11 protein-coding genes are annotated in these 13,665 nt (G+C 39.5%); 10 read left to right on the forward strand and 1 reads right to left on the reverse strand.

Annotated features, from left to right (window positions below; translation table 11 throughout):
- The first annotated feature begins 7 nt into the window (after positions 1-7).
- The 8 genes from thiI (at position 8) to D8848_RS05075 (ending at position 7,874) form a co-directional block, all read left to right on the forward strand.
- Entirely contained in the window at positions 8-1,222 is a 1,215-nt protein-coding gene (gene thiI, locus D8848_RS05040; protein WP_125443069.1) for a tRNA uracil 4-sulfurtransferase ThiI, read from the forward strand.
- A gap of 136 nt (positions 1,223-1,358) precedes the next feature.
- Positions 1,359-2,183 carry an alpha/beta hydrolase gene (locus tag D8848_RS05045; protein ID WP_125443070.1) on the forward strand — a complete coding sequence of 275 codons (825 nt, stop codon included), beginning with the start codon at positions 1,359-1,361 and terminating at the stop codon, positions 2,181-2,183.
- Positions 2,184-2,203: 20 nt separating this feature from the next.
- Positions 2,204-2,944 carry an esterase family protein gene (locus tag D8848_RS05050; protein WP_125443071.1) on the forward strand — a complete coding sequence of 247 codons (741 nt, stop codon included), beginning with the start codon at positions 2,204-2,206 and terminating at the stop codon, positions 2,942-2,944.
- 12 nt (positions 2,945-2,956) lie between these two features.
- Complete coding sequence (locus D8848_RS05055; RefSeq protein WP_125443072.1) at positions 2,957-4,123, forward strand: ATP-grasp domain-containing protein; 1,167 nt, start codon at positions 2,957-2,959, stop codon at positions 4,121-4,123.
- Between the two features lie 159 nt (positions 4,124-4,282).
- A complete protein-coding gene (gene gla, locus D8848_RS05060; protein ID WP_125443073.1) occupies positions 4,283-5,188 on the forward strand; it encodes an aquaglyceroporin Gla in 906 nt (301 codons plus the stop codon).
- A gap of 123 nt (positions 5,189-5,311) precedes the next feature.
- Positions 5,312-6,037 carry a CppA N-terminal domain-containing protein gene (locus D8848_RS05065; RefSeq protein ID WP_125443074.1) on the forward strand — a complete coding sequence of 242 codons (726 nt, stop codon included), beginning with the start codon at positions 5,312-5,314 and terminating at the stop codon, positions 6,035-6,037.
- Complete coding sequence (locus D8848_RS05070) at positions 6,034-6,969, forward strand: serine hydrolase domain-containing protein (RefSeq protein ID WP_125443075.1); 936 nt, start codon at positions 6,034-6,036, stop codon at positions 6,967-6,969. Before D8848_RS05065 ends, D8848_RS05070 begins: the two co-directional genes overlap by 4 nt.
- Positions 6,970-6,977: 8 nt before the next feature.
- Positions 6,978-7,874: a DMT family transporter gene (locus D8848_RS05075; protein ID WP_125443076.1), complete on the forward strand. Its 897-nt coding sequence runs from the start codon at positions 6,978-6,980 to the stop codon at positions 7,872-7,874.
- A gap of 156 nt (positions 7,875-8,030) precedes the next feature.
- Here D8848_RS05075 and D8848_RS05080 read toward each other — a convergent pair whose 3' ends face one another.
- Positions 8,031-8,729, reverse strand: a complete 699-nt coding sequence (locus tag D8848_RS05080; protein WP_000936183.1) for a GntR family transcriptional regulator — start codon at positions 8,727-8,729, stop codon at positions 8,031-8,033.
- Positions 8,730-8,870: 141 nt separating this feature from the next.
- Here D8848_RS05080 and guaA point away from each other — a divergent pair, with 141 nt between their 5' ends.
- The gene (gene guaA, locus D8848_RS05085; protein WP_049516570.1) at positions 8,871-10,433 is read left to right on the forward strand and encodes a glutamine-hydrolyzing GMP synthase; all 1,563 of its coding nucleotides are present in this window, start codon (positions 8,871-8,873) and stop codon (positions 10,431-10,433) included.
- Between the two features lie 520 nt (positions 10,434-10,953).
- Positions 10,954-13,563 (forward strand): G5 domain-containing protein, encoded by a 2,610-nt coding sequence (locus D8848_RS05090; protein ID WP_125443077.1) that lies wholly within the window; start codon positions 10,954-10,956, stop codon positions 13,561-13,563.
- The last annotated feature ends 102 nt before the right edge of the window (positions 13,564-13,665 follow it).

The raw sequence follows: 13,665 nt of genomic DNA on the forward strand, positions 1-13,665 counted from the left end.
AGCATTCATGCAGTATTCAGAAATTATGATTCGCTACGGTGAGCTGTCAACCAAGGGTAAAAACCGTATGCGTTTCATCAATAAACTTCGCAATAATATTTCAGACGTTTTGTCTATCTATCCCCAAGTTAAGGTAACAGCAGATCGCGACCGTGCCCACGCTTACCTAAATGGAGCAGATTACACAGCAGTAGCAGAATCGCTCAAACAAGTTTTTGGAATTCAAAACTTTTCCCCTGTTTATAAGGTTGAAAAATCTGTAGAAGTTCTGAAGTCTTCTGTCCAAGAGATTATGCAGGACATCTACAAGGAAGGCATGACCTTTAAAATCTCTAGTAAACGTAGCGACCACAACTTTGAGTTGGATAGTCGTGAACTCAACCAAACACTTGGAGGTGCTGTTTTTGAAGCTATTCCAAATGTGCAAGCTCAAATGAAAAGTCCTGACATCAATCTTCAGGTGGAAATCCGTGAAGAAGCAGCCTATCTTTCTTATGAAACCATTCGTGGGGCTGGTGGTTTGCCAGTTGGAACTTCAGGTAAAGGCATGCTCATGCTGTCAGGAGGGATTGATTCACCTGTAGCAGGTTATCTTGCTTTGAAACGTGGAGTGGATATTGAGGCTGTTCATTTTGCTAGCCCACCTTACACGAGTCCTGGTGCACTAAAAAAAGCCCAAGATTTGACCCGTAAATTAACCAAGTTTGGGGGAAATATCCAGTTTATCGAAGTTCCTTTTACAGAGATTCAAGAAGAAATCAAGGCTAAAGCGCCAGAAGCTTATCTCATGACCTTGACGCGTCGTTTTATGATGCGGATTACGGACCGTATTCGTGAGGTACGAAATGGTTTGGTTATCATCAATGGGGAAAGTCTTGGTCAAGTAGCTAGCCAGACCTTGGAAAGCATGCAGGCTATTAACGCTGTGACCAACACTCCCATCATTCGTCCTGTGGTTACCATGGACAAGTTGGAAATCATTGACATCGCCCAGGAAATCGATACTTTTGACATTTCTATCCAGCCTTTTGAAGACTGTTGTACCATTTTTGCGCCAGATCGTCCAAAGACCAATCCTAAGATTAAGAATGCAGAGCAGTATGAAGCGCGTATGGATGTTGAAGGATTAGTAGAGCGAGCTGTGGCTGGAATCATGATTACTGAGATTACACCGCAGGCTGAAAAAGATGAAGTGGATGACTTGATTGACAATCTTCTCTAATCAGAAAATCCAGAAGAATTTAGAAAAATAGATGAAAAAGTTAGTTTTTAATTCCAAAAGTGGAAGCAAAACTAACTTTTTTTCTATAATTATGATATAATAAAATAAAATTTTGAATATAGAGAGTTTTCTGACAATGAATCAATCCTACTTTTATTTAAAAATGAAAGAACACAAACTCAAGGTTCCTTATACAGGTAAGGAACGCCGTGTACGTGTTCTTCTGCCTAAAGATTATGAGAAAGACACAGATCGTTCCTATCCTGTTGTTTACTTTCATGACGGGCAAAATGTTTTTTATAGCAAGGAGTCTTTCATTGGTCATTCATGGAAGATTATCCCAGCTATTAAGCGTAATCCTGATATCAGTCGCATGATTGTCGTAGCCATTGATAATGATGGAATGGGGCGGATGAATGAGTATGCGGCATGGAGGTTCCAAGAATCTCCTATCCCAGGGCAGCAGTTTGGCGGTAAGGGTGTGGAGTATGCCGAATTTGTTATGGAGGTGGTCAAACCTTTTATCGATGAAACTTATCGTACCAAAGCAGATCGCCAGCATACAGCCATGATTGGTTCCTCACTAGGCGGCAATATTACCCAGTTTATCGGTTTGGAATACCAAGACCAGATTGGTTGCCTGGGCGTCTTTTCATCTGCCAACTGGCTCCACCAAGAAGCCTTTAACCGCTATATCGAGCGTCAGCAACTATCGCCTGACCAGCGCATCTTCATCTATGTGGGAACGGAAGAAGCAGATGATACGGACAAGACCTTGATGGCTGGTAATATCAAACAAGCCTATATCGATTCGTCGCTTCGCTATTACCATGATTTGATAGCAGGGGGAGTTCATCTGGACAATCTTGTCTTGAAAGTTCAATCTGGTGCCATCCATAGTGAAATCCCTTGGTCGGAGAATTTACCAGACTGTCTGAGATTTTTTGCAGAGAAATGGTAAGTTAGAAAAGGAGAAAGTCAATGCATATTGAAAACCTTAGCCACTGGAGTGGCAATCTTAACCGTGAAATGTACCTTAATCGTTATGGACATGCAGGGATTCCAGTTGTGGTCTTTGCTTCATCAGGTGGTAGTCACAATGAATACTATGATTTTGGCATGATTGATGCTTGTGCTTCTTTTATCGAGGAAGGCCGTGTTCAGTTCTTTACCCTATCCAGTGTAGATAGTGAGAGCTGGTTGGCCACTTGGAAAAATGGTCATGACCAAGCAGAGATGCACCGTGCCTACGAGCGTTATGTGATTGAGGAGGCTATTCCTTTTATCAAGCACAAGACAGGTTGGTTTGATGGTATGATGGCGACAGGTTGCTCCATGGGCGCCTACCATGCAGTCAACTTTTTCCTCCAACATCCAGATGTCTTTACCAAGGTGATTGCTCTCAGTGGTGTTTACGACTCACGTTTCTTTGTCGGCGATTACTACAATGACGATGCTATTTACCAAAACTCGCCAGTAGATTATATCTGGAACCAGAACGACGGCTGGTTTATTGACCGTTATCGTCAGGCAGAGATTGTGCTGTGTACGGGTCTTGGTGCCTGGGAACAAGACGGTCTACCATCCTTTTACAAGCTCAAAGAAGCCTTTGACCAGAAACAAATTCCAGCCTGGTTTGCTGAATGGGGACACGATGTCGCCCACGATTGGGAATGGTGGCGTAAACAAATGCCTTATTTCCTTGGAAATCTCTATTTATAAAAGGAGTTATCTATGAATTACCTTGTTATTTCTCCCTACTATCCGCAAAATTTTCAACAGTTTACAATTGAGCTAGCTAATAAAGGCATCACAGTCTTGGGAATTGGCCAAGAACCTTACGAGCAATTGGATGAACCTTTACGTAATAGCCTGACCGAGTATTTCCGTGTTGACAATCTTGAAAATATAGATGAAGTCAAACGTGCAGTTGCTTTCCTTTTCTATAAATATGGCCCAATTGACCGCATTGAGTCTCATAATGAGTACTGGCTTGAGTTAGACGCAAGTCTTCGTGAGCAATTCAATGTTTTTGGTGCCAAACCAGAGGATCTCAAAAAGACGAAATTTAAGTCTGAAATGAAGAAACTTTTCAAAAAAGCAGGCGTCCCCGTGGTACCTGGAGCTGTTATCAAGACGGAAGCAGATGTGGATCAAGCTGTGAATGAAATCGGCCTTCCAATGATTGCCAAACCTGACAATGGAGTGGGAGCATCAGCGACCTTTAAGCTTGAGACAGAAGACGATATCAATCACTTCAAGCAAGAATGGGACCATTCGACCGTTTATTTCTTTGAAAAATTTGTCACTTCCAGCGAAATTTGCACCTTTGATGGTCTTGTGGATAAGGACGGAAAAATTGTCTTTTCAACGACCTTTGACTACGCCTATACACCGCTTGATCTCATGATTTACAAGATGGACAATTCCTACTATGTGCTCAAGGATATGGATCCCAAATTACGTAAATATGGTGAGGCAATTGTCAAGGAATTTGGTATGAAAGAACGGTTCTTCCATATCGAGTTCTTCCGTGAAGGGGATGATTACATCGCCATTGAGTACAATAACCGCCCTGCAGGTGGTTTCACTATTGATGTTTATAACTTTGCTCATTCTTTGGATCTTTATCGTGGCTATGCTGCTATTGTCGCAGGAGAAGAGTTCCCAGTATCAGACTTTGAACCTCAATATTGTTTAGCTACATCCCGTCGTGCAAATGCTCACTATGTTTATTCTGAGGAGGACTTGCTTGCCAAATACAGCCATCAGTTCAAGGTTAAAAAAATCATGCCAGCGGCCTTTGCGGAACTTCAAGGGGATTACCTTTATATGCTGACAACTCCGAGTCGACAAGAAATGGAGCAGATGATTGCAGATTTCGGACAACGTCAAGAATAAGAACTCTCGGATTAAGGAAATGCACCTCCTTAATCCTTTTGTTTTAACAAGAGAAATAAAACCGCTTTCTCATACATTCTTTTAGAAAACCTGTTGCTAAAAGATATAAAAATTGATAGAATAAGGATTGTCTAAAAAATTTTAAGGAGAATCTATCAAATGGATTTCACATGGGCAATTAAATATGCCACTGAATTTTTGGCCACTGCTATTTTGATCATTCTTGGAAATGGTGCAGTTGCCAACGTTGAACTTAAAGGTACGAAAGGTCACCAAAGTGGCTGGATCGTTATCGCTGTTGGTTATGGTATGGGGGTTATGATCCCAGCCTTGATGTTTGGTAACGTATCTGGTAACCACATTAACCCAGCCTTCACTCTTGGACTTGCAATCAGCGGTCTCTTCCCTTGGGCACAAGTTGCACCTTATATTATCGCACAAGTTTTGGGTGCTATCTTTGGTCAAGCCTTGGTTGTGGCAACACACCGCCCATACTACTTGAAAACTGAAAATCCAAACAACATCTTGGGTACTTTCTCAACAATTTCAAGTTTGGATAATGGTACAAAAGAATCACATTTTGCAGCAACTGTTAATGGTTTTGTAAATGAGTTTGTTGGTTCATTTGTTCTTTTCTTTGCAGCCCTTGGTATGACTAAAAACTTCTTTGGTGCTGAACTAGTATCAAAAGCACAAGCTGCTATCAATGCTCAAGTTGCACAAGCAACTACTCAAGGTCAAACAATTCCTCAAGAACAAGTAACAGCAGCACTTGACCAAGCTAAAGAACAAGTAGCGCCATTTATGACTTCTGGTCTTGGAATTGCTCACTTGGCACTTGGATTCCTTGTTATGGCTTTGGTAACATCACTTGGTGGACCTACAGGGCCTGCCTTGAACCCAGCCCGTGACTTGGGACCACGTCTCCTTCATGCTTTCCTTCCAAAATCAGTTCTTGGTGAGCACAAAGGTGATTCAAAATGGTGGTATTCTTGGGTACCAGTAGTAGCACCTATCGCAGCAGCAGTTGCGGCAGTAGCTATCTTCAAATTCCTTTACCTATAAGAAATTGAAACCGAGGAAATCCTCGGTTTTTTAGATGAAATTTTACGAAAAAATGGTAAATCTGAGCATAATTTCTTGTAAAAAATTCTAAAATCCTTTAAAATAAAAGAGTTGGAGGAATTTATGAATGTAAATCAGATTGTACGGATTATTCCTACTTTAAAAGTTAATAATAGAAAATTAAATGAAACATTTTATATAGAAACCCTTGGCATGAAGGCCTTGTTAGAAGAGTCAGCCTTTCTGTCACTAGGTGATCAAACAGGTCTAGAAAAGCTGGTTTTAGAAGAAGCTCCAAGTATGCGCACTCGTAAGGTAGAGGGAAGAAAAAAACTAGCTAGATTGATTGTCAAGGTGGAAAATCCCATAGAAATTGAAGGACTCTTATCTAAAACAGATTCGATTCATCAATTATATAAAGGTCAAAACGGCTACGCTTTTGAAATTTACTCTCCAGAAGATGATTTGGTTTTGATTCATGCAGAAAATGATAGAGCAAGTCTAGTAGAAGTAGGAGAAAAGCCAGAATTTCAAACAGATCTGGAGTCAATTTCTTTAAGTAAATTTGAGATTTCTATGGAATTACACCTCCCAACGGATGTAGATAGTGTCTTGGAACTATCTGAAATTGAGGAATCCCTTGATTTTATTCCAGCTCAGGGGCAGGATTTGACTGTAGACAATACGGTTACTTGGGACTTATCTATGCTCAAGTTCTTGGTCAATGAACTAGATATAGAAAGTCTGCGCCAGAAGTTTGAGTCTACTGAATATTTTATTCCTAAGTCTGAAAAATTCTTCCTTGGAAAAGATAGAAATAATGTTGAATTGTGGTTTGAAGAAGTATGAAGTGGACCAAGATTATTAAAAAAATAGAAGAACAAATCGAGGCAGGGATTTATCCCGGAGCCTCTTTTGCGTATTTTAAGGACAATCAATGGACGGAGTTCTATTTAGGCCAGAGTGACCCAGAGCATGAATTACAGACTGAGGCAGGACTAGTTTACGACCTAGCCAGTGTCAGCAAGGTTGTTGGCGTTGGCACAGTTTTTACTTTTTTGTGGGAAAAAGGCAAATTAGATATTGACAGACCGGTGACCGATTTTTTACCTGAGAGTGATTATCCAGACATCACTATTCGCCAGCTCTTAACCCACGCTACAGATCTTGATCCATTTATTCCCAATCGTGATCTTTTAACAGCACCTGAATTAAAGGAAGCGATGTTTCATCTCAACAGACGAAGTCAGCCAGCCTTTCTTTATTCGGATGTTCATTTTTTGCTGTTGGGTTTTATTTTGGAAAGAATCTTTAATCAAGATTTGGATGTGATTTTACAAGAACAAGTTTGGAATCCTTGGAGAATGACGGAAACCCAATTTGGACCTGTTGAGCTTGCTGTTCCGACAGTTAGAGATGTAGAGGCAGGTCTGGTACATGATCCCAAGGCTCGTCTCCTGGGCAGACATGCTGGTAGTGCTGGTTTATTTTCGACTGTAAAGGATCTACAAATCTTTTTAGAACACTATTTATCAGATGATTTTGCAAGAGATTTGAGTCAAAATTTTTCTCCTTTGGATGACAAGGAACGTTCTTTGGCCTGGAATTTGGAAGGAGATTGGCTAGACCATACGGGCTATACAGGTACCTTTATCATGTGGAATCGCCAGAAGCAAGAAGCGGCTATTTTCCTATCGAATCGTACCTATGAAAAGGATGAGAGAGCTCAATGGATTTTAGACCGCAATCAAGTAATGGACTTGATTCGTAAAGAAGAGTAAGGAGAGACATGTCAAACAGTTTAAAAGGGACTTTATTAACAGTTGTGGCTGGTATTGCTTGGGGCTTGTCAGGAACGAGTGGCCAATACCTGATGGCGCACGGAATTTCGGCTCTGGTTTTGACCAACTTGCGTCTTTTAATCGCTGGTGGAGTTCTCATGCTCTTGGCTTATGCCACTGCAAAGGATAAAATGCTGGCCTTTTTAAAGGATAGAAAGAGTTTGCTGTCTCTTCTTATTTTTGCACTGATTGGCCTCTTCCTCAACCAATTCGCCTATCTGTCTGCAATTCAGGAAACCAATGCAGGAACAGCAACGATCCTTCAGTATGTTTGTCCTGTTGGAATTTTGATTTATAGCTGTATCAAGGATAAGGTGGCACCGACCTTGGCAGAGATTATTTCTATCATATTAGCCATTGGAGGAACCTTCCTCATTGCAACCCATGGTCAGTTGGACCAGTTATCCATTACACCTTCTGGCCTATTCTGGGGTCTCTTTTCTGCCTGGACTTATGCTCTGTATATCATTTTGCCAATAGCCTTGATTAAGAAGTGGGGGAGTAGCTTGGTCATTGGTGTGGGAATGGTCATAGCAGGTTTGGTCGCCCTTCCTTTTACAGGGGTTCTACAGACTACTATCCCAACTAGTCTTGATTTTCTTCTTGCTTTTGCGGGTATTATCCTTATTGGGACTGTCTTTGCCTATACAGCTTTCCTAAAAGGAGCCAGTCTGATTGGACCGGTCAAGTCAAGTTTGTTGGCTTCAATTGAGCCAATTTCGGCGGTTTTCTTTGCCTTCCTAATCATGAATGAACAATTTTATCCCATTGATTTTCTTGGTATGGCAATGATATTAATTGCAGTAACTCTGATTTCTTTGAAAGATTTACTCTTAGAAAAATAAAAAAGCCTCTTTGTCTGTGACAGAGAGGTTTTATGTAGTATTTTATACTCAATGAAAATCAAAGAGCAAACTAGGAAACTAGCCACAGGTTGCTCAAAGTACTGCTTTGAGGTTGCAGATAGAGTTGACGCGGTTTGAAGAGATTTTCGAAGAGTGTTAATTGTTTTCAAGATAAAATTCAAAGCGTTCGCCTACATATTGACTTTTTACGTATTCAAAAGCAGTACCATCTTCTAGGTAGGAAACCTGAGTCAAACCAAGAATAGCATGTCCTTTTTCAACTTCCAAATAGTGGGCAATCTTTTCTTTAGCAAGACGAGCATAGATGGTCTGCTGTGATTTGCCTATACGGTAGCCGTGTTTTTGCAAGGTTTGGAAGAAATGACTAGTGATTTCTTCTTTTTTAAAGTCCTTAATGAATTTTTCAGGAATAGAAGCAACTTCATAAACTAGAGGAACTTGGTCGGCATAGCGAACCCGCTCCATTCGGATAATATTTTCGGTAGGAGAAATTCCTAGCTTGGCAACTTCCTGCTCATTGGGAATGGTTTTTCTGTAGGAAATGAGTTGGCTAGAGGGAACTTTACCTTGGGACTTAACAATTTCAGTAAAACTGGTTGTGCCTCTCATCTTTTCTTGTACACGTGTACTGGATACAAAGGTGCCGCTTCCTACACGGCGCTCTAAAACTCCTTCTTCGACCAAGAGGGAAATAGCTTGGCGGAGGGTCATGCGACTGACCGCAAACTGCTCTGCTAAATCTCGTTCACTTGGAAGTCTCTCACCGATGGCCCAACGATGTTCGTCAATATCCTTTTTAATCTGGTCATGGATTTTCATATAAGCGGGTAGCATATTTTTCACTTCATTTCTATCTTTTCTCTATTGTACCCCAATAAACTAGAAAAAGTCAAACTTCGCCTTGTTTAGTTGGTAATTCGCCCTTATTTGTGATAGAATATTGAAAAAAGATATTTCTTTTAAGAAAGGAAAAAGATGAGCAACATTTCAACTGATTTGAAAGATGTAGAAAAAATCATCGTGTTGGACTATGGTAGCCAATACAACCAGCTGATTTCACGCCGTATCCGTGAGATTGGTGTTTTTTCAGAACTAAAAAGCCATAAAATTTCAGCTGCTGAAGTTCGTGAAATCAACCCTGTAGGAATCATCCTTTCAGGTGGTCCAAACTCTGTATACGAAGATGGTTCATTTGATATTGACCCAGAAATCTTCGAACTTGGAATTCCTATTTTGGGAATTTGTTATGGTATGCAGTTATTGACCCATAAACTTGGAGGAAAAGTTGTTCCTGCAGGTGATGCTGGAAATCGTGAATACGGTCAATCAACTCTTACTCACACATCATCAGCTCTTTTTGAATCAACACCAGACGAGCAGACTGTTTTGATGAGCCATGGTGATGCGGTTACTGAAATTCCTGCTGACTTTGTTCGTACAGGTACATCAGCTGACTGCCCATACGCAGCCATCGAAAACCCAGATAAACACATTTACGGTATCCAATTCCACCCTGAAGTTCGCCATTCTGTATACGGGAATGACATCCTTCGTAACTTTGCCCTTAACATCTGTAAGGCTAAAGGCGACTGGTCAATGGATAACTTCATTGATATGCAGATCCAAAAAATTCGTGAAACCGTCGGTGATAAACGTGTCCTTCTTGGTCTATCAGGTGGGGTTGACTCTTCAGTTGTTGGGGTTCTTCTCCAAAAGGCTATTGGCAATCAATTAATCTGTATCTTTGTAGACCACGGTCTTCTTCGTAAAGGAGAAGCGGACCAAGTTATGGACATGCTTGGTGGTAAGTTTGGTTTGAATATCGTCAAAGCAGACGCTGCTAAACGTTTCCTTGATAAACTTGCTGGCGTTTCTGACCCAGAACAAAAACGTAAAATCATCGGTAACGAATTTGTGTATGTCTTTGATGACGAAGCAAGTAAGCTCAAAGATGTGAAATTCCTTGCTCAAGGTACCTTATACACAGACGTTATCGAGTCTGGTACAGATACAGCTCAAACTATCAAGTCACACCACAACGTGGGTGGTCTTCCAGAAGACATGCAGTTTGAATTGATTGAACCACTCAACACTCTCTATAAAGATGAAGTTCGTGCCCTTGGTACAGAGCTTGGTATGCCAGACCATATCGTATGGCGCCAACCATTTCCAGGACCAGGACTTGCTATCCGTGTCATGGGTGAAATCACTGAAGAGAAACTAGAAACCGTTCGTGAATCAGACGCTATCCTTCGTGAGGAAATTGCTAAAGCAGGTCTTGACCGCGATATCTGGCAATACTTCACAGTGAACACAGGCGTTCGTTCAGTCGGTGTTATGGGTGACGGTCGTACATATGACTACACGATTGCAATCCGTGCTATCACCTCTATCGATGGTATGACAGCTGACTTTGCAAAGATTCCTTGGGATGTCCTTCAAAAGATTTCTGTACGTATCGTAAACGAAGTGGACCACGTTAACCGCATCGTCTATGATATTACAAGTAAACCACCTGCAACAGTTGAGTGGGAGTAAAGCTATAAATACTTTACTCTTATAGTAAATGAAAAATAAGGATTTCGAGAGAACAAAATCGTTCTCTCTTTTTTTAGCTGAATATTTTAAGTAAAAGGTTAAGCTATTCTTTCATAAAACAAGACAGAATGGTTGCCTCCAAAGTCTCATCATAAGAGAACAGTTATATTCTCTGGATCTACTTTTGAGATGGTAAAAATAGATATACTGATATCCATTCCTTTTATCATATCCTTGATTTCTTAAGTTTTAAAGACAGTTTAATCAGGATTCCTTTTATATATCGATTAAGAAATAAATAATCTGTCTTGAATCCTACTATAGATGTATAAAGAGTCATTTTGTTTTTTGTTTCGTATCAGTATCAATCCGTTCTGATATTGTTTTTTGAATTGTAGAAAATTCTAGTATAGTAGTTAGGAAGTTTTTATAAATTTATTGTATTTAATTCTTGAGTTGAGACCTTTACTTTTTTAGCTAATTATGTAATAATATTAACAATACAAATAAATGAAAGTTGGTGTTTCTATTGCATAAAGCAGTAAAACAAGAAAAAGGTCATGGATATCTCCGTAAAACTAAGTTAGGTTTGTTAAGTGGTATTATCCTAACGACTGCTTTAGGGAGTTTATTTTTAAATGGGATTGTAAGCGCTGATGAACAGCCAAATTCAAGTACACCTCCTAATGCAGCACAGACTCCACCTAGCGAAACTGTGGTTCAAAGTGAGTATGAAACGAGTACAACACATACGGTAAAAGAAACCGAGTTAAAAGCTAAAGTTGAAGAAGTAAAAGCTTTAGGGGTTAAGGTTACAGAAACACCCACTGAAAATGTAGGTGTTGCAAATAGTTCTTCTGAGGTTACACATTTACGCACAACTGCCGAAGAGAAAGTAGATGCTCAAATTCGTGATTTAGAGTCTGCAAAAGCTGAACAAGAGCAAGTGAAAGCGGATAGAACGAAGATTGATGAGTTTAAAAATACTCTTATCAATGCTAATTATATTAAAGTAAAAGCTAGATTAGTTTCTCAGGTAAATAGTCGAGATATCGATGAAGATGTCTCGAAAGAAGCGTCAGTTAGCCCGATTACATCAAGTAGCGGTGAAATTCGGTATTTGAAAGCGAATGAATTGGAGTTAACTGATTCTCAAGGTTTGTATAATGCAGTATCGAAACCAACTACTGAGGAAGTTACAGAAACATTTATTAAGGTACCTGCTCGAATTGGAATTACAGATAAATATGCAACAAATCGTGTGAATATCGGGTATCCTGCTCGTATAGTGGAACTAACTCCAAACACTGTGTATAGTTACACCATCACACCTCGTTCAGATAGTGTTTTATCTAGTATTTACGGTATCGGTAGTATTGAGACAACTGCTAAATTTGAGTATACGCTACCTGAAGAAACCAAACTTTACGCTACATTTAGCAGTAAACCTGTTGAGACTCATGTAATTATTAAAAACTTAACTCGACGTGCTGAAAATCATACTGATTTCATTGGTTATACTCGAACTTATACTTATAAGGATAAGCAAGGAAATATTATTCCAATTAAAGATTTATATGCAAAATTCTTAGATGTCCAAGGTTTTAAGGGTAAAGGGGTTATAACGTCTTCTGATATTCCAAAATCTAAATTATCCGAGTTTGAAGTACGTTCAGCTGGTGCTGATTACACTTATAGACAAGAAACATCTTTACTTGGAGAAAATACAATTTCTCAAAAAGAGTACATTGCTAGTAAAGTAGTTCCTAATAAACGTAATCAGTTTACACCTCGCATTGTTTATGCATCAAATCTCCAAAGAGTTGAATTGACAGATACAGAAAAAGCAATCAACGGTGTGTCTCGCACTTTCCATACTGTTACTTATACAGAAGTTCAAAACAAAGGTTTAGTGACTCAGAAGTTTGTAAACGAACAAGGTGTTGAAATTGCACCTAGTGTTAAATCTGAACTTAAAGAAGTAGGTTCTGAGGTATCTTTAACTCATCCGACCGATTTGGACTTTGAGAACAAGCGTTATACCTTTAAAGAACAAGACAAACAAGATATTACAGAGATTGTGAAAGGTGAAACTGTCATTACCTATGTGTATAAACAGAAGTATGAGAATAACTTACCACCTGTAGAAACAGAAACAAAAATTCCAATTACAACAACTTATGTAGAAGACAAAACAATCGACTATGGTACGGAAATTGTTGAATCGAACGGTAGCGAAGGTAAAATTGTAACTACAACACCTAAAATTGTGAATGAACTTGATGGTATTGTAACTGACGGTAAGCCGACTGAAAAAGAAACTCCTATGGTACCAAAAGTAGTTAAAGTAGGTACTAAACCTAAAGTTGTAGAAACAACTACTCCATATACAACACGTTATGTAGAAGATAATACAAAAGATAAAGACTATCGAGAAGTAACAAGAACTGGTAAAGCTGGTAAAACAACTACTACAATAACTTATACCTTGGATCCTAATACAGGAGCAGTAACACCGAATGAACCAACCACGATTACTGAAGAAGCAGTAGAAGAAGTTATCACAGTCGGTACGAAACCAAAGGTTGAGGCACCAAAGGTTGAAACGCCAAAAGTTGAAACGCCAAAAGTTGAAACACCAAAGGTTGAAACACCAAAGGTTGAAACACCAAAGGTTGAAACACCAAAGGTTGAAACACCAAAGGTTGAAACACCAAAGGTTGAAACGCCAAAAGTTGAAACGCCAAAAGTTGAAACGCCAAAAGTTGAAACACCAAAAGTTGAAACACCAAAGGTTGAAACGCCAAAAGTTGAAACGCCAAAGGTTGAAACGCCAAAAGTTGAAACACCAAAGGTTGAAACGCCAAAAGTTGAAACACCAAAGGTTGAAACGCCAAAAGTTGAAACACCAAAGGTTGAGACACCAAAGGTAGAAGTACCAAAATCAAAGACACCAACTGAACAATCGACAAAAGAAACTTCACAAATTCCGACTTCTGTAGCAAGTAAGAGAGAGGAATTGCCTAATACAGGTACAGAAGATCATGCTAATCTTGTAGTCTTAGGACTTCTAGGAGTTTTGAGTGGATTTGGATTTCTTGCACACAAGAAAAAAGAAGTGGAGAAATAGTTTTTTCTAACCTATATTAGAAAAGGGCTCACATCTGTGGGCTTTTTCTCTTTGACAATCTTTTTGCTTTAATAATCTAAAAGATTAGAATTGTCAAAACAA

The sequence above is a fragment of the Streptococcus mitis genome, assembly GCF_003942775.1.
Lineage (GTDB): Bacteria > Bacillota > Bacilli > Lactobacillales > Streptococcaceae > Streptococcus > Streptococcus mitis_CN.

Excerpts from the sequence above, each read along its gene's own strand:
- thiI (WP_125443069.1), top strand. The coding sequence starts at position 8 with ATGCAGTATTCAGAAATTATGATTCGCTACGGTGAGCTGTCAACCAAG.
- D8848_RS05045 (WP_125443070.1), top strand. The coding sequence starts at position 1,359 with ATGAATCAATCCTACTTTTATTTAAAAATGAAAGAACACAAACTCAAG.
- D8848_RS05050 (WP_125443071.1), top strand. The coding sequence starts at position 2,204 with ATGCATATTGAAAACCTTAGCCACTGGAGTGGCAATCTTAACCGTGAA.
- D8848_RS05055 (WP_125443072.1), top strand. The coding sequence starts at position 2,957 with ATGAATTACCTTGTTATTTCTCCCTACTATCCGCAAAATTTTCAACAG.
- gla (WP_125443073.1), top strand. The coding sequence starts at position 4,283 with ATGGATTTCACATGGGCAATTAAATATGCCACTGAATTTTTGGCCACT.
- D8848_RS05065 (WP_125443074.1), top strand. The coding sequence starts at position 5,312 with ATGAATGTAAATCAGATTGTACGGATTATTCCTACTTTAAAAGTTAAT.
- D8848_RS05070 (WP_125443075.1), top strand. The coding sequence starts at position 6,034 with ATGAAGTGGACCAAGATTATTAAAAAAATAGAAGAACAAATCGAGGCA.
- D8848_RS05075 (WP_125443076.1), top strand. The coding sequence starts at position 6,978 with ATGTCAAACAGTTTAAAAGGGACTTTATTAACAGTTGTGGCTGGTATT.
- D8848_RS05080 (WP_000936183.1), bottom strand. The coding sequence starts at position 8,729 with ATGCTACCCGCTTATATGAAAATCCATGACCAGATTAAAAAGGATATT.
- guaA (WP_049516570.1), top strand. The coding sequence starts at position 8,871 with ATGAGCAACATTTCAACTGATTTGAAAGATGTAGAAAAAATCATCGTG.